Below are 17,158 nucleotides of genomic sequence, written 5' to 3' on the forward strand. Positions count from 1 at the left end.
AGGTCACGAGTATTCCCATGTCTCTCCCTGACGGTCGTCCGGTCGACTTTCTGATTTTCGGTGCCGCGAAATGTGCAACCACCTGGTTGCAAAAGTCGCTGATGCAGACGCCGGCCATCCATATGCCGGGGCCCGAGTTGCATTTCTTTTCTCGGAATTATGCAAACGGATTGGACTGGTATCGTGACCAGTTCGGAGACTGCGATGGCGCAGATCTGATCGGTGAAAAATCGAATTCGTACCTGACTGAACCCCTGGCTGCGCAACGCATTCGGGAGCATTTCCCTGAAACTCGGTTGATCCTGCAGATGCGGGACCCGGTTCAGCGCGCCTATTCCGACTATTGCATGTTGTTCCGCCGCGGCGAGGTCTCGGGAAGGATCGAAGATTATCTGGATCCGGCGGTCGCGGCCGACCAGCGTTTTCTGTCCGATGGGCGATATGGCCACCATCTGAAGCGGTTCTACGACTTGTTCCCAGAGGACCAGATCCTGCTGTTGGCCTATGAGGATGTCCGCGTGAACCCTCATGGGAACCTGAAGAAGGTGGCCGGCCATATTGGATATGACGGACAGCTGGAGCCGCCGGTGCAGCAGAAAGTCAAAGATAAGAATACACCCATGGTGCCACTGTCGCTGCGTCGTATGCTGAAGCCGGTTCGAGCTGTTCTGGACCCTGTACGTCACACCTGGCCGGTACAGTCCATCCGAAACGCTGTCGCTCGAAAGGTGACCTACCCGGCCCTGTCGCCCGAGTTAGAGGCGAAGATGGCCGAGTTCTATGCGGCCGACGTGGAATGGCTTGCCCGCCGCAATCCGGGACTCTGCCGGAATTGGACGGTTTCGGATGCAGTTCACAGAAGCGAATCGCAGGCTATGTCATGATCGCAGGCGAAATTTGGTTTCCATTCAGGAAACAAAAGCACCTTAGGGCTTTGTGCGTGCACGATGAACCGAGGCTATCGGGCCCTGAGGATACAACAATTGAAACTGCGACGGCGGTCGTCTGCTGCAAAAAAAGGCATTTCTGTGATTTTATGGTGTCCAAGTGGTGGAAAGGGGATTTTGATACCCTTGTTGGTGTGGTAGCGTTGAAGACGTAGGTTCTTGGTCGGGACCGTGTGATGGGCCAGACCACGCGTAGTGTAACGAGTTGACGAGTTAACAGGGGGTTTAGTTCAGGGCGGAGGTTTCTAGGCGCCCGGAATCACGTGGGGGACTTTTAGCGAAGCAATGTGTTTTCCGGCCGGCGCCATGTGGTGTCGATCGGGAATTGAGGCTTTTTAGTGGTGGAGCGGGTGTGTTTGGCCCGTCTCATTTCAGTCGAGTGGTAAGTGGCAATTTTTGCCGGGGGTTCTTATGAGTATGTACGAGCAAGAGTTGGTTAAGCTCAAAAGTGGACCGGATGCAGACAGCACGATCGAACAGGATCGCGCCTTTGGAGACGTCCAGTCGAAGCTGCGACAGAAGCTGACCGAAATGAGCGCCAACCGGCGCTTGCTGATCGGAGATGTATTCGCATCCGCCGGAGCCGTGGCCGTGGCTGTCGTTCTGGCCAATGGTGGCATCGTTCCTGAACAGTTCGGGTCCGTTCTGTTGCCGTTGGTGGTGATGACCTGCCTAGTGGCATTGGCGGTTTTGCCGCTTTCCGGCATCTACAAACGCCACACGCGGTCGACTTCGCTGCGCGATGTCACGTTGATCGTCCGGGCTGCGGGTCTGTCGGTTGTTTTGCTTGCATTGCTGGGCGCTGCCCTGCCGGTTACCGCGCAAGTGCCGCTGGCGGTCTATGTCATTCAGTTCCTGCTGCTGGTGCCCGCCTTTGGTACCCTGCGCGTTCTGGCGCGCAGCACCGAGTTGACGAGCGATCCGGCGCGCCGTTGCCCGGATGCGTCCAACGGGAAAATCCCGGTTATTCTGGTCGGTACCGGCGCCAGCTGCGACCTGTTCGTGCGGTCTTTGCACAATCAGGAATCCAAGTATGAACCCGTCGGCATCATCGATGATGCGCGGAACACGCAAGGCCTGTATTTCCACGATGTGAAGATCATCGGATCACTGTTGGATGCAGACGCCGTCATCGAGCGTCTGAAGTACTATGACCAACTGCCGCAGCGCGTTCTATTGACCGAGCCCGTTACCCATTTTGAAAGTGATGGCATTCGCAAGCTGACTCGTTGGGCTGAAGCCAACAGCATTCCGGTATCGCGTCTGGCGGGACTCGAAGAACTTGGCACCGACAGCAACGGCATCCGGACCGTCAATCCTGAAGACATCCTGGACCGTCCGCAGAAAGCGGTCGAACGTTCGATGCTGCGCGAGATGTTCAAGGGCCGCCGCGTCCTGATCACCGGCGCCGGAGGGTCGATCGGTAGCGAGCTGACACGCCAGATCGCCTCGTTCGAGCCGGCCGAGCTGGTGATGATCGAGAACACGGAATACAACGCCTATTCCATTGACATGGATCTGGGTCAAAACTTCCCGGATGTCGCACGCCGGATCTACGTGGCCGACATTCGCAATGCGTCCCGCGTGAACGCGATCTTTGAACGTCATCGCCCCGAGTTGGTCTTCAATGCTGCTGCGCTGAAGCATGTGCCGATGGTTGAGCTGAACCCTTGCGAAGGCGTTCTGACCAACGTGATCGGAACCCGGAATGTTGCGGACGCGGCCCGCAATGTGGGTGCAATCGCCATGGTGCAAGTCTCGACGGACAAGGCCGTGAACAGCACCAGCGTCATGGGTGCAACCAAGCGCGTGGCCGAGTTCTACGTTCAGGCGCAGGACCGTGTGACAAACGAAACCGATGAGAAGACCCGGTTCTTCTCGGTTCGGTTCGGTAACGTGCTGGGGTCGTCCGGTTCGCTGATCCCGCTGTTCCAGCGCCAGATCTCGGAAGGTGGCCCGCTGACGGTGACTGATTCGAAGATGGAGCGGTACTTCATGACCATCCGTGAAGCCGTGCAGCTGACACTGGTTGCCGCCGCGCGGGGTCTGAACCTTGAAGACAGCCACGGCGAGATTTTCGTTCTGGATATGGGTCGGCCGGTCAAGATCGTGGACCTGGCCGAGCGCATGATCCGTCTGGCCGGCCTCGAGCCCTATCAGGACATCGACATCAAATTCATCGGTATCCGTCAGGGTGAAAAGCTGTACGAAGAGCTGTTCGACGTGACCGAAGAGCGTCGCGAAAGCGGTATTCCTGGCGTTTCCTCTGCAATTCCCGAAGGCGTCTCTGCCGCGCGTTTGCGGGCGCTGATCCTCAAGCTGGAACAGGCTGCTCAGGACGGCAATGATCTTGGGGTCAAAAAGCTGCTCAAGGATCTGGTGCCGGGTTACGGTGCAAACGGTCTGCGCCCGATCGATGGCAAAGAGCTGGCCGCGCGTACCGGCAAGCCGCAAATCAAACCTGTGCCGACGCCCAAGCGGATTGCAAACTTCGCACCGCAGAAAAACCTGGAGACGATTAACGCCGGTCGCTAAAATTTTGTCAAAAGTACATTTAAGTAAGCGGCATTTTCAACCGCGGGTTACGATTTCAAAAGGGCTCTTCGGAGCATATCGTTGATGTTTATTTGCGACCTTGGCGGGCCCGTCCCAACGGGCAAAGCGAGAGGGATATGACGGCTGAGGCCGAACATATGCGTGACCGGGCCGTTTCTCAGGCCGGGTCTGGTCGTCGTCGCGCGGTGCTGTGGCTCTTGTTTGGGGGGCTGCTGGCCGTGATGTTGGCGGCTCTGTTCGGCCGGATCATGTCGTTTGGTTTGCGTCGGGACGAACTGATGTTCGTGGCACCGGCAGAATTGTTGGGCCAATGGCGCCTGTACCAGGACTTCTTCTACAATCACGTTCCGGATTCGGCGTGGTATTTCCGCGGTCTCTATTTGATCACGGGTCAGGAGGGTCTGCTGGGCTCAGCGCGCCTTGGTGTGTTTCTTGGCTGGATTGCGTTGATCGGCGGTACCGGTTGGGTGACCTGGCGCCTGTCCGGATCGGCTCTGCTTGCGGCATTCTTCATCACGGTCTTGATGGTTGACGGAACACTTCTGGCCCAGGCCGGAATGGCCGCAAGCAACAACCTGCTACCATTGCCCTTCGTCGTATGGGGTGTCGGGGGTTTTCTGCTGGAAACCCAGCGCGACCATCCGCGGCCAGTTGTTTTTGTACTGATTGGAGTCTGCCTGTCGATCGCCGCGGGGATGAAAGTCAGCGCGGTGGTTTTCATTCCGCCCGTCGCGATTGCCACTTTTCTGATGCCGGGGCATATGGCGTTTGCAGAACGTGTTCGACGGGTGACCCTGCCGATGCTGGCGGGTGGGCTGCTGGGGGCCTTGCCGCTGTTCTGGTACATGGCCGTTGATCCCGCGGTTTTCATCGCGCATGTCCTCAAGTTCCATACGGGTCCGCACGTGGCCTACTGGCAGGCCAACGCCGCCTCTGAACCCGATCTGGCTCTGGGCCTTGGGGGCAAAGTTCAGTTGGCCTATTCGGTCTGGTTGGGTGGAGCGGCACTGGTTTGCCTGTTCGTTGTTGCCTATCTGACAGTTTTGGCCAGATCGGGCGGCATGCTGCTCTCCGAGCTCGGCGCGGTTCTGTTGGTTTTGGTTCTGATCGCCGTGACAGCCGCGTTCAGCTTTGTACCTTCGCCCGGGTTTCCGCAGTACTACATTCAGCCCTTGGTCATGATCCCTCTGCTGGGCGCATTGGTCTTCCGAAAGGTCGGGTCAGAGCAGCGCTCGCAGGTCACCCCGGTCCTTGCGGCCGGTTTCGTTCTGCTGGCAGTGCTTGGCGCGCCGCGCCTCGTTCCTGGTCTGGCAGCAGTGAGCGATCCCAGCGGCTTCACGACCACCCGAGTGGCGCAGGGTGCCGAGGCTTTGAAGACCGCACTTGCCGAGAGTGCCCATCCGGACGGACCCGTAGCGACGATCATGCCGATCTATCCGCTTGAAGCGCAACTGCCGGTCTATCCCGAACTGTCTACTGGCCCCTTTGCCTATCGGATCGCGCCTTACACGGAACCTGACTTGGCCTCGAAATACGTGATGGCGGATGCGGCCGGGTTGCAGGCAGTGTTTGATTCCAATCCTCCCTCCGCTTTCCTGCTGGGATATGATCCGGCTCTTGAGCAGCCATTGTTGCGCTATGCGGAAACAAACGGCTACCAGCCCGTGGAAATTTCGGGATTGGGCAACCGCTACGGGCAAGGTGTGGTATACTTGAAGCCATCGGGAGCAACGGAATGAGCCCAATTCGATCCGCGGTCTCTGGTGGTCGGTTCGTCAAGCGGCCGGTGTGAGGCCCACGCAGACATGCAGATTTTAGTAACAAGTATTTTGAGGGAGTGGCACGAATGAAAACGATACTGCTTGCTGGCGGTCTGGGGTCTCGGCTGGCCGAGGAAACAGTCTCGATCCCCAAGCCGATGGTCGAAATCGGCGGCCGGCCGATCATCGCGCGCGTCATGGATATCTACAGCCATTTCGGGCACCGCGATTTCGTCGTAGCCGCCGGATACAAGGCGCTTTTGCTCAAGCAGTTCTTCGCGAATTACCACCTCATCGCCAACAATATCTCGGTCGCTCTGGATACGGGCGAGCTCAAGCTGGTGCCTTCGGCGCCCGGCGGTTGGAACGTATCGGTGGTCGATACCGGGGCTCATACCATGACAAGCGGGCGCATCCGGCGTCTGAAGGAATGGCTGGATCCGGGCGAGACCTTCATGTGCACTTATTCTGATGGCCTGGGGAGCATCGACATCAACGCGCTGATCGATTTTCACAAGTCGCACGGCAAGCTGGCGACTGTCACGGCGGTTCAGCCGCCAGCGCGTTTCGGCAACATCGAGTTAAAGGGCGACCGCGTGGATGCGTTCACCGAAAAGGTGCGCCGCCGCGAAACCTGGATCAACGGTGGGTATTTCGTATTCGAGCCGGGGGTCATGGATTACATGGTCGACGATATGGAGCCGCTGGAACAGTCGCCGCTGTCTCAGATGGCCCGCGACGGTGAACTGATGGCCTATCGCCACGAGGGTTTCTGGCATCCGATGGATACGATCCGTGACCGCAACGCGTTGGAGGCCCTCTGCGAGGATGATACGCCGCCTTGGCTGCAATTTGATGCCAAGCCCTCCTCTGATTACCCCGCCATAGCGATCTGAGGAACCAATGACTGGTCAGTCCGATCAGATCTTCGGCGGTCAATTCACCGGCCGCCGGGTGCTTGTGACAGGGCATAGCGGGTTCAAGGGCGGGTGGATTTCGACCTGGCTGAACCGGCTGGGTGCGCAGGTCACAGGCATTGCCTTGCCGCCCGAGCCCGGGCCTTCCTTCTATCAGGCGTGCGGACTTGATCGGACCGTGGACAGCCGCTTTGCCGATATCCGCGATCCGGCGGCCTTGGCACGGGCGACCGAGGGTCTGGATCCCGAAGTGGTGTTTCACATGGCTGCGCAACCTCTGGTGCGCAAATCCTACCGCGAACCGGCCGAGACATTTGCGACCAATGTCCAAGGTACGGTCAACGTTCTGGAGGCCGTGCGTCGAATGCCATCGCTGAAGGCCGTGGTCGTGATCACCAGCGACAAGTGTTATGACAATCGGGAATGGCTGTGGGGTTATCGCGAAAACGACCCTTTGGGCGGGAAGGATCCGTACAGTGCCTCCAAGGCGGCAACCGAGCTTGTGGCTCAGTCCTATGCGCATTCTTTCTTTTCTGACGCGAATGGCCCTCAGCTTTCGACGGTTCGGGCGGGAAATGTCTTTGGCGGAGGAGACTGGGGCGAAGACCGGTTGATACCGGACATCATTCGAGCATGGAATGATGGCCAGCCGGTGACCATCAGAAACCCGGATAGCGTTCGGCCATGGCAGCATGTGCTGGAGCCGGTCGCAGGGTATTTGCTGCTGGCCCAGAAGATTCTGAGCGACGGACAGCGTTTTGCCGGGGCATGGAATTTCGGGCCAAACGTTTCGGGCACCGTCAATGTCCGGGATCTGGCGGATATGATGTGGCGCGCCTGGGGGGCAGGCGCGCCCGGGTTCCGGTTCCCGGATGAGTCCGCAACGGCGCCCCACGAAGCTGGCATACTTCGGTTGGACAGCACCAAGGCGCAGACCCGTTTGGGCTGGCGGCCTCGGCTTGAACTGTCTCAAGCCGTTGAACTGACAACCGACTGGTACAAGGCCCACGCAACGGGCGACGACATGGGTAAGGTCACCCAGTCGCAGATCGCCGCGTACCAAGACCTCATGTCCGGCACGGGTTGCGACCAAACCGGGCTGGCCGCACAGTAGATTTTCAGGAGATTATTTGATGAGAGTGAATTACGGACAGACAGTCCACGGCCAGGACGAGATCGACGCCGTCGTCGAGGTTCTGAAAACATCCACCCAAATGGGACCCAAAGTCCGGGAGATGCAGCAGAAAGTTGCCGCGCTGTTTTCGAAGGCACATGGGATCATGGTCAATTCCGGGTCCTCGGCGAACTATCTGGCCGTCGAAATCCTGGATCTTCCCAAAGGATCCGAGGTGATCACCCCGGCATTGACGTTTGCCACCACGGTCGCTCCGCTGGTGCGGCAAGGGCTTGTGCCCGCATTCGTTGATGCGGCCGAGGGAACCTACAACATAGATGTCGAACAGATCGAGCGGATGATTTCGCCCAAGACCTCGGCGATGATGATCCCCTCGTTGATTGGCAACCTCCCGGACTGGCGTCGGATCCGGGAACTGGCCGACGCACATGGCCTGAAGGTCATCGAAGACAGCGCCGACACATTGGGTGCCACGATCGACGGTACCAGCACGGGCGTCTGGTCGGATGTTTCGACCACCAGCTTCTACGGCAGCCATGTCATCAACGGCGCAGGAAATGGCGGAATGCTGTGCGTCAATGATGACGAGTTGGCACGCAAGGCATTGCTGATGCGGTCGTGGGGCCGCAGCTCGTCGCTGTTCGTCGAATCCGAGGCAATCGAGAACCGCTTCAACGTTCAGCTGGATGGGATCGAATATGATGCCAAGTTCCTGTTTGAGGCGCTCGGCTACAATCTTGAACCGTCCGAGATCAGCGCCGCTTTCGGCCTGGTGCAACTGGGCAAGCTTGAGAACAACATTCGGGTCCGCGAGGAAGCCTTTGCAGCCCATCGCGCGTTCTTTGCGCAATATGAGGAATGGTTCATTCTGCCCGAACAGCTGCCGGGCGCACGCACCGGATGGCTGGCGTTTCCGCTGACTCTGCGAGAAGGCGCTCCGTTTACCCGTCGCGAGATGCAGATTTTCCTGGAGAAGGCGGACATCCAGACCCGGCCGGTCTTTACCGGCAACATTTTGCGCCAGCCGGCCATGAAAGATGTTGAGTATCGTGCGGATACCGCAGGTTATCCCGTGTCCGATGCCGTGATGCGCGGCGGCATTCTGTTGGCATGCCATCACGGGCTGACTCAGGCTCATATCGACTATATGCATGAAAAGACGCAGGAATTCCTCAAGCCGTATATGACCGGGATGCCGCGCAAGGCGTCTTGATCCGAGGTCTTCCAGTGGCCGCTTTCCGTCTGCGGTTGGTGGGTGCGGAGTGATCGGTGTTGGCGCAACTATCCCAATGGTCCCAAATTCCATAGTATCGAAGGGACCGGCCAGGGCGCAGGAATGAAACTGATGACAACTGATCATGATACGGGTGACCCGCAAAGCGCGGTTTTCACCAATCCGGCCCAGAACATGGCCGGGGGCGGTTTGTCATGACGAGGCGCGTTCTGATCACCGGGGCCGGAGGGTTCATCGGACAGCATCTGCTCCGAGCCTGTTTGGACAGGGGGCATCAGGTCGTGGCCTTGGTCCGACCCGGATTCCTCTCTGATGGAATGCCCGATGTCGAACTGCAGCGTGTCGACCTGAGCGACAGGGATGCTTTGCGCCGCGTGTTTGACATGTCCCGGCCAGAGGTTGTGTTTCATGCGGCGGCAAACACCCGGGTTGTAACGCGCCCCGGCCTCAAAGATGCCGAAGCCAGCGTGAGCGACAATCTTGTGCCATTGATGGCTGTGTTGGGCGCCGCTGCGACCTGCGACGCACCGCCGGATGTATTCATCCGTCTTGGAACCATTGCCGAATACGGTGAGGTTCCTTCTCCCTACACTGAAACCCAATGCGAAATGCCGCGCGACAGCTATGGGGCATCTATGCTGGCAGGGACCAAGTACTTGACCATGCTTCGGCCGCGCCTGCCATTCAAGGCTATGACGGCACGGCTTTCGCTGACTTATGGTCCGGGTCAGACCGGGCCCCAGTTGGTCCCGTATCTGATCCGCACGTTGCTGAACGGGGATGCCGCGCGCATCGGACGCCCCGATGATATCCGGGATTTTCTGCATGTCGGCGATGCCGTGCGTGCCCTTCTGATGTTGGCCGATGCACCGCGGGATGACGTTCCGCTGGTGAATGTCAGTACCGGAGTGGCTACTCGAGTCCGTGACGCGGCCGCGATCCTGGCTGAGCTGACCGGTTCCGGACCCGGTCAGCTCGACTATGCCGACCCGCCAAGTGAGCCGATGCACCTGGTCAACGATCCCGGACTTATCCATTCCCTTTATCCCTGGACCGCGCGGATCGGGTTGGAGGACGGCCTGCGGGATACAGTCGATTGGGCCATCTCTTTGGATGCGCGGAAGAACATGGCAGGACAAAACGCATGACGGTCATTTCCATTCTGATCCCCGCCTACAACGAGGAAGACAACGTCCGTATGGCCTATGAGCGCGTGCTGGCGGTGTTCGACAAACTGGATGGGTACGAGCCTGAAATCATCTTCACCGACAACCATTCCGAGGATCGGACGTTTGAAATCCTGTCCGAAATCGCGGGGGAGGATCCTCGGGTCCGTGTGATCCGCTTTGCGCGGAACATGGGGTACCAGGCTTCGGTTCTGACAGCATACAGGTCGGCGACCGGGGCCTGCGCGGTGCAGCTCGATTGCGATATGCAGGACCCGCCCGAGTTGATCCCTCAGATGTTGGATCTGTGGCGGCAGGGGAATCAGGTCGTCTATGGTATTCGCCGCAGCCTGCCCGATGGCCCTGTCGTTGCCGCTGCACGGCGGGGGTTCTATGCACTGATCGACTTGATCAGCAACGATAATCTGCCGCGAAACGCGGGTGAGTTTCGTCTGACTGACAGGCGGATATTGGACGAATTGCGCCGGGTTGATGACCGCTCGCCCTATGTTCGTGGACTGATCAGCGGCATGGGGTTTTCGCAGGTCGGATTCGAATATGATCGCGCGGCCCGGACAGCGGGTGAATCCAAGTTTCCGGTCCGGGCGATGTTGGCGCTGGCTGTGGACGGGTTGATCAACCATTCCCTGCTCCCGCTGCGCCTGGCTTCGCTGATCAGCCTTACAGTAGGGCTGTCGATGTTCCTGTTGATGATCGGCTACCTTGTCGGCAAGCTGTTCTTTGGCCAGGATTGGCCCGCAGGTTTTGCAACCACGACAATCCTGCTGCTCTTGTCGATGACCCTGAATGCGATGTTCCTTGGCATCCTTGGGGAATATGTCGGCCGGATTTTTCTGCAGGCCAAAAACCTTAACCAGCCCGTGGTCGAAACCGAGTTGAATGGCCCGGTGGAACAATTGAACACGTCTGGGAAACAGAACCGTGCCGACAGCACGCAAATGGTGGAGCGGGCGCAGTGAAGATACTGATCGTTCAGGGTGGGTTCGGAGCTGGCGGTGCCGAAAAGATCGTCTCGGTTCTTGCAGCCCATCGGATCGGCCTTGGCGATCAGGTCTCGGTTGCGGGCATGACCATGCCCGAGGACGGGTCGTATTTTTCTTTCCCTGACGGCGTCAGCCTGCTGGTAGCCGAAGGCGGAAACGACGGGTTCAGGGGGCTGAAACAGCTGGCCCGCCTGCGCCGGATTCGTCGCTTCATCCGGGACGAGAACCCCGACGTGGTGGTATCCTTTCTGACTAAAATCAATGTCCTGACGCTCGCTGCAGCCCTGGGGCGGGATGTTCCGGTGATCGTTTCAGAGCGGAACAACCCGATCGTGCAAAACGCCAACCCTGTCTGGCGCCACGCTCAAAACATCCTTGGACATCGAGCCAGCACCGTGGTCATGCAGACTGAGCGGGTGCGCCAGGACCTGCCGCCATCATTGCGGAGCAAGGCGCGGGTCATTCCAAATCCCTGTGCGCCAATCGATGGTGCAGCCACGCTCCTTGGCTCGGGTGGCAATCGGCTGGTCGCGGTGGGGCGATTGGATCCGCAAAAGGGGTTCGATCTGTTGATCGACGCAATGTCGGAAATCATCCAGAACAACCCGGACGCGCGCCTGACGATTTTCGGGGAAGGCCCGGAACGTGCCGCGCTCGAGGCGCAGAGGGACCGGTTGGGTCTGCAGGACGTCATCTCCCTGCCGGGCGCAAGCGACACACCCGGAGCGTGGATGGATGGCGCAGACATACTGGTGTTTTCCTCCCGCTTCGAGGGGTTTCCCAATGTGGTGGCAGAGGCGACCGTCGCAGGCTTGCCGGTTGTGTCTTTTGATTGCCCCTACGGACCACGAGAATTGATCCGACACGGTGAGAATGGATTGCTTGTTGCGCCTGAAGACACGGAGGAACTGGCCCGCGCAGTGCTGCAGCTGAGCGACGATCCGGAATTGCTGGACAAGATGCGTCAAGGATACCAACACAACAGGGACTGGCTGGCTCCCGGCAGTATTCTTGAGAAATGGGACCGGATCATTGCCGATGCCGCTCATCGCAGGGTTGGAGCGGGGGTCGAACATGGCCATAGCAGCTGCCGCCGGGAAAGTTGAACCAAACCAGGCGGGCCGCAGCGCCTGCTCTGCCATCAGGAGTTGGCATTGTTGCAAAAGTTGAAACCGCAGGTCTCCCTCCCCACGCGGGCGCGACCACGGATCGTGGTTGTCGCCAATCTGACTGCGTCTTTGCTGAATTTTCGCTATGACCTGCTGAAGGAGTTGTCGGAGCGGGCTGAGGTCGTCGCCTGCGGTCCCGAGCGCCATGAAGCGACGGAAACTGCGCTCGCAGAAATCGGTGTGGAGTTCGTGCAGTTTCCGCTGTCACGTGCCGGGATGAACCCGGTTGAGGACATGCGCACGCTGCGTGCTCTTGTGCGCGTTTTTAAGGAATTCAAACCCGACATTGTCTTTGCCTACACCATGAAGCCAATCATCTATGGTTGCCTGGCTGCAAAATGGGCGGGAGTGGACCGGATCTATGCCATGAACACCGGGTTGGGCTATGTCTACAGCACCCATGGCCTGACTTTTCGGAGGCGTGCGGTTCGCGCTGTGTCATCGGTTCTGTATCGTATTGCGCTGAAAGGTGTGGACGAGGTGCTGGTCTACAACCGCGCAGATGCCGAAGAGTTCCGAGAAAGGCGCCTTGTTGCACCAGATGCCAAGCTCAGCATCGTGCCCGGGTCTGGTGTAAATCTGGATCGCTACGGATTTACCGATCCGCCAGCTGGGCCGCCTGTATTTCTGATGATCTCGCGCCTGCTGCGCGAGAAGGGCGTGTTTGATTTCGTTCAGGCTGCCCGTTTACTGAAAGAAACGCACCCCCAAGCAAGATGCCAATTGCTTGGTCCGATGGACGCCAACCCGGATTCCATCGGCCAAAGCGAGATCGACGAATGGACGCGCGAAGGCGTGATCGAATACTTGGGAGAAACTTCGGACGTCCGGCCCTATCTGACGGCGTGTTCGGTCTTTGTGCTGCCGTCGGCCTACCGCGAAGGGGTACCGCGCACGATTCTCGAGGCGATGTCCGCGGGGCGGGCTGTCATCACGTCGGATGCGCCGGGTTGCGCTGATCCGGTCATCAGCGGCGAGACTGGCTACGTCGTGCCGGTCCGGAACCCCGAGGCCCTGAGCCGCGCCATGGCCTCGTTTGTCGAGAGTCCTGATCTGGTGGCCCGAATGGGTCAGGCATCGCGGAAACGTGCCGAGGATTCGTTCGACGTCCGTCGGATCAATTCGATCCTTCTCGGCAAGATGGGATTTTCGGCCAATACCCGAGAGGATAAGGCAAATTGAGGGTTGGGTGGCTCTGCCAAGCATTTGTTATTTAATGATAAACGGGAATATTTGAGAGAATTCGCAGAAACTACGGGAAACCCCTAATTCCCAGGCCGCCTGAGACTGGCTAACCTTATTTCAACAACGAAATTCGACCGGTGGGGCCGTCGGCCCGACCACTCACTCGACAAATGACCAGCATATGGGGTGCTGGTCATTTTGTTTTTTTGGGGGGCAGAAAAGCGCAGTTCAGACTGCGGTTATGGTCGAAGGCAGCTGATACCCGAACTGACCTAAATCGAGGCCAGTCAAGGATTGGAGTTCAGCGTTGGAGTCAGCAAAGGCACCGTCAAATCGGGACTGAATTTTGCCGATCAGCCGGTTTTTGAGCATCTGATCCAGCTTGTCGGGAAAGATGCGCCCGATCGGTCGGTTCAATTTTCCGAATCTGCGCGTTGCGTTCGGAAATGGCAACAATGCGCCCTTGCTCAGTTGGTTGTCGCTGAGTGTGAAATTAACAAATCGCTGCAGAATCTGAAAACACTCCGATCTCTTCTCGTTCGTGACTTCAAATTCGCGCTTCTTGTGCTCGACGCCGACGAAATTGCACAGGGTTTCCACAAAAGAATCCGGCTCGGAAATGAACTGTTCGTAGGCCAATCCAAGCACACGATCCTTGCCGAACTTGTCCTGGTAGAATTTGAACAAGCGGTGGTACCGGTAGAACTCCTCCGAGAACATCGGCGCGCGTCGCAGGTTCGGTTCAGGTTCGGACAGATATGTCTTCAGCGATCCGTGGCCGCCATCGGTGATGTACTGGCTGTACATCGACAGGATCGACGACAGTTGCTCGCGGAATACGACCAGGATGTAGGCGTCGGGAAAAGTGCGTTTCAGACGGTCGGCAATGATGGTGCTGTCGAACCCGCCGCTGGCGGGGTAACCCGAGAATCTCTCGTGAGAGAACACCGGAACCTGCCCGTTATCCTGCGATTTTTTCAGGAAACTCTCGTACATCTCGCGAGTTTCTCCGGGATCATAGGTCATCGGCTGCGGCAGTACGATCCGGTTTGAAAGAATGTATTTGCGATCGCCATGCGGAGTCGCGAACGGTGCGTCCGGCGCCGAGAACAGCTGCTGTTGCAGGGACGACGTAGCGGTTTTGTGATAGCCGATATGGACAAGAACGGGTGCACGGGTCATGACGGGGTATTCAGCCTTCGGACCGAGTATTTTCGGTCTGGCTTCGGGCGCGGTCGGCATCCGAGCCGGACCGGTTGGCACACCGACAGGTGTTCCGAACAAGAATTGGTTTCTGTCGCAACTTCAAAAGCCCTTTCAACAATCAGTACTGGATTCAATCGGCAAACTGCGCTTTCGTAAAACGATATAATCCAAGACAACTAAATGATAGGAACGGAAACAACCGGAAACATGACTTAACCCGCCACAAATTTTGGAAACGTATTGAATTGTACCGAGTGCATGGGTGAATTGATGACCCGCTTCCTGAACACTGCGTGGATAGCGCCGCGTGGTTTCGCGTGAACCGATGAGTGAGCCAAGCTCGAAGCCGCTGTTGAAGCGGCTGGCCAAGAACATGTCATGGATGTTTTTGTCGCAGATTTTGGTTGGTCTGTTCGGTTTGGCCAGCCTCATCTTTACGGCTCGCGCAATCGGGCCGGCTGCGGTTGGGATTCTGGCGCTGGTGGACGCGTACATTCAGGTGATGGACAGGTTGTTCCGGCTCGAGCCATGGCAGGCAACCATCAAGTACGGCAGCGAGGCTCTGATCGAAGAGGATCCGAACAGATTCCGACAATTGATCAAGATGTCTGTGGTGACCGATTGCCTTGGCGGGTTGCTGGCTGGTTTGGTGGCGATAATGCTGGCGCCAAAGTTTGCTCCGTTCATCGGGCTGTCTGAACCTGAAGGCGCGTCCTATATCACGCTTGTTGCCTTTGGGTTGTTTCTATCGCTCCGACCAACCGGCATTGGAGTTCTTCGAATTTTCGACCGGTTCGACGTGCTGGCGATCTCGGACATGGTAATCGCCGGCCTTCGGCTTGTCGGAGTCATCATCGCCTTTCTGCTGGACTTGGGCATCTGGGCATTTGTGGCTTTGTTGCTGATGCATCAGATCCTGACCGGGCTGGTTGCGTTCTTTCTGGCTTTGGCCGAATTAAAGAAACGCAACTTGCACAGGTTTTTGTCCCAGCCGCTGCGGCAGGCTTTTGCCCATAATCCCGGGTATCTGCGGTTCCTTTGGAACTCGAATTTCAACGTGATCCTGCGGCAATCGACTCAGCGGCTGGACATTCTTGTCGTCGGCGCCTTGCTGGACGTGACATCGGTGGGCTTCTATCAGGTGGGCAAGCGCATCATGGCCAATGTTGTTCGGATTGGCGGCCCCGTCAGGCAAGTCCTGTACCCCGAGATGACCCGCCTATGGGCCGTCGGCGATTTCGGCCGGTTCTGGCGTCTTGTACGGCTGGTGTCGCTCTCGGTTTGCGGGGTGTCGATCCTGGTCTCCATTCCGTTGGCGCTGAAGATGCCAGAGTTGGCCGTTCTGCTGTTCGGGCCAGAGTTCCGTGGCGCAGCGCCCGTCATGACGATCTTGATGTATGCCGCGATCGTGTATCTGGGGGGCTTGGTGTTGAACCCCGCCTTGCTGAGCATGGGGCTGGACAGCGCGCTTGTGCGCACGACGATTGTTGCGACGGTGATCTTTACGGCCTCATTTCTGCCGTTGCTGTATTGGATGGGGATCGAGGGGATTGCCCTGGCCCATTTGTTGTTCAATGTGATCTGGACGGTGGGCTGCATATTCGCCATCCGGTCTTATCTGGCCAGAAAACACGAAACATGATGGGTTGGTGATCTTCCGGCCCTGTCCCTAAATTCCTTGAGTCACGAGTATTTTGAGACCATCCATGCCAAGACGTATTCTATTTCCCTTCGAAGGTGACACCGTTATTGGCGGCAGTCACGTGTCAGCCTTGAAACTTGCGGCGGCGTTGGACCGGTCGAAGTATGTGCCCCATATCCTGGTCCACTACGAGGCCGGCCCGGCGGCGGAGTATGCCCGATCGCTGGGATTGGACGTCGAAATCCTGCACGATCCCAGCCTAATGTCTCCGGGCGGGCTCAGCTATCCGCGCGATTGTGGCCCGGGGCGATACCTGACTTCTAGCGCATGGAGGCTGGCAAGTGTCCTAAAGCGCATCGATGCCGACATCGTTCACACAAACGAAGGTCGGATGCATGCCAACTGGGTGCTGCCGGCCCGTCTGGCGGGCAGGAAACACATCTGGCACCACCGGCAGGATCCGACCGCGTTCGGGATCAACAAACTGGCGCCGCTATTTTCCGACCACATTATCAGCGTTTCGCATTTTTCGAAGCCCAGCAACCCGGTGCGGTCGGTCGACAAGAAGTTCACCGTGATCCGCAGCCCATTTGATTTCAACCCTGACCCACCGGATAGGTCCGAAGCCCGAGCAGCCGTAATCGCCGAGATGGGATTGCCCGATGACGCGCTGCTTCTCGGGTATTTCGGAAACTTCGTCACGCGCAAGCGTCCCGACCATTTTGTAAGGGTCATCGCGGCTGTGCAAAATGCGATGCCCGACACTCCGGTGCATGGTCTTCTGTTCGGCAGCGCGGCCGAGCGGGACGAACCGTTGCGCCAGACCTGCCTTCGCATCGCAAATGAGGCGGGGATCAGCGAGCATATCCATATGATGGGTTTCCGACAGCCGATCGATGGGTACATGGCTGCAATGGATGCCAATCTGGTGACCGCTCTGGACGAACCGTTTGGCCGTACGTTGATCGAAGCGATGTATTTGGGAACTCCAGTCATCGCGACCCGTCACGGCGGCAACATCGAAGCGATCACGGACTGGGAAACCGGTGTGCTGGTCGACCCGGACGACCCTCAGGCATTCGTGGAACCTGTGCGCAAGTTGCATCAGGACAGAGCGTTGTTCGAGGAGATTTCACAAGCGTCAAAGAACTATGCCCGTGCAAATTTCGGCTTGGATATTCATGTGAACGGGGTTTGCGAGATCTATGATCGGTTGCTCGCTTGATAGCTTGTTCGG

14 protein-coding genes are annotated in these 17,158 nt (G+C 58.1%); 12 read left to right on the top strand and 2 right to left on the bottom strand.

What is annotated here, in order from left to right; all coding sequences use genetic code 11:
* Nucleotides 1-17: 17 nt before the first annotated feature.
* From ACR0EF_RS14365 to ACR0EF_RS14410, 10 genes are all read left to right on the top strand, one after another.
* Nucleotides 18-884 carry a sulfotransferase family protein gene (locus ACR0EF_RS14365; protein WP_170341719.1) on the top strand — a complete coding sequence of 289 codons (867 nt, stop codon included), beginning with the start codon at nt 18-20 and terminating at the stop codon, nt 882-884.
* 474 nt (nt 885-1,358) lie between these two features.
* Entirely contained in the window at nt 1,359-3,482 is a 2,124-nt protein-coding gene (locus ACR0EF_RS14370; RefSeq protein WP_170372653.1) for a polysaccharide biosynthesis protein, read from the top strand.
* Nucleotides 3,483-3,619: 137 nt separating this feature from the next.
* On the top strand, nt 3,620-5,242 hold the full coding sequence (locus tag ACR0EF_RS14375; protein ID WP_170372651.1) for a hypothetical protein: 1,623 nt from the start codon (nt 3,620-3,622) through the stop codon (nt 5,240-5,242).
* A 107-nt stretch (nt 5,243-5,349) separates the two neighbouring features.
* Entirely contained in the window at nt 5,350-6,159 is an 810-nt protein-coding gene (gene rfbF / locus ACR0EF_RS14380) for a glucose-1-phosphate cytidylyltransferase (protein WP_170371847.1), read from the top strand.
* A 7-nt stretch (nt 6,160-6,166) separates the two neighbouring features.
* A complete protein-coding gene (gene rfbG / locus ACR0EF_RS14385) occupies nt 6,167-7,294 on the top strand; it encodes a CDP-glucose 4,6-dehydratase (RefSeq protein ID WP_170372649.1) in 1,128 nt (375 codons plus the stop codon).
* Nucleotides 7,295-7,313: 19 nt separating this feature from the next.
* Nucleotides 7,314-8,528: a DegT/DnrJ/EryC1/StrS family aminotransferase gene (locus ACR0EF_RS14390; RefSeq protein WP_170372647.1), complete on the top strand. Its 1,215-nt coding sequence runs from the start codon at nt 7,314-7,316 to the stop codon at nt 8,526-8,528.
* A gap of 215 nt (nt 8,529-8,743) precedes the next feature.
* Nucleotides 8,744-9,697, top strand: coding sequence for an NAD-dependent epimerase/dehydratase family protein (locus ACR0EF_RS14395; protein WP_170371841.1), 954 nt, complete (start codon nt 8,744-8,746; stop codon nt 9,695-9,697).
* Nucleotides 9,694-10,695 carry a glycosyltransferase family 2 protein gene (locus tag ACR0EF_RS14400; protein WP_170371839.1) on the top strand — a complete coding sequence of 334 codons (1,002 nt, stop codon included), beginning with the start codon at nt 9,694-9,696 and terminating at the stop codon, nt 10,693-10,695. The genes ACR0EF_RS14395 and ACR0EF_RS14400 overlap by 4 nt, the downstream gene beginning before the upstream one ends.
* On the top strand, nt 10,692-11,825 hold the full coding sequence (locus ACR0EF_RS14405) for a glycosyltransferase family 4 protein (protein WP_170372645.1): 1,134 nt from the start codon (nt 10,692-10,694) through the stop codon (nt 11,823-11,825). Before ACR0EF_RS14400 ends, ACR0EF_RS14405 begins: the two co-directional genes overlap by 4 nt.
* Nucleotides 11,826-11,876: 51 nt before the next feature.
* Nucleotides 11,877-13,070, top strand: a complete 1,194-nt coding sequence (locus tag ACR0EF_RS14410; RefSeq protein WP_217353690.1) for a glycosyltransferase family 4 protein — start codon at nt 11,877-11,879, stop codon at nt 13,068-13,070.
* A gap of 231 nt (nt 13,071-13,301) precedes the next feature.
* On the opposite strand, the gene ACR0EF_RS14415 is transcribed toward ACR0EF_RS14410, so the two are convergent.
* Entirely contained in the window at nt 13,302-14,255 is a 954-nt protein-coding gene (locus ACR0EF_RS14415) for a sulfotransferase (protein ID WP_170371835.1), read from the bottom strand.
* A gap of 135 nt (nt 14,256-14,390) precedes the next feature.
* A complete protein-coding gene (locus ACR0EF_RS14420; protein WP_170372643.1) occupies nt 14,391-14,654 on the bottom strand; it encodes a hypothetical protein in 264 nt (87 codons plus the stop codon).
* 7 nt (nt 14,655-14,661) lie between these two features.
* Here ACR0EF_RS14420 and ACR0EF_RS14425 point away from each other — a divergent pair, with 7 nt between their 5' ends.
* Complete coding sequence (locus tag ACR0EF_RS14425) at nt 14,662-15,921, top strand: oligosaccharide flippase family protein (RefSeq protein ID WP_170372642.1); 1,260 nt, start codon at nt 14,662-14,664, stop codon at nt 15,919-15,921.
* A gap of 64 nt (nt 15,922-15,985) precedes the next feature.
* Complete coding sequence (locus ACR0EF_RS14430; protein ID WP_170371831.1) at nt 15,986-17,146, top strand: glycosyltransferase; 1,161 nt, start codon at nt 15,986-15,988, stop codon at nt 17,144-17,146.
* Nucleotides 17,147-17,158: the final 12 nt, after the last annotated feature.

This window comes from Ruegeria sp. CG8 (assembly GCF_056537165.1).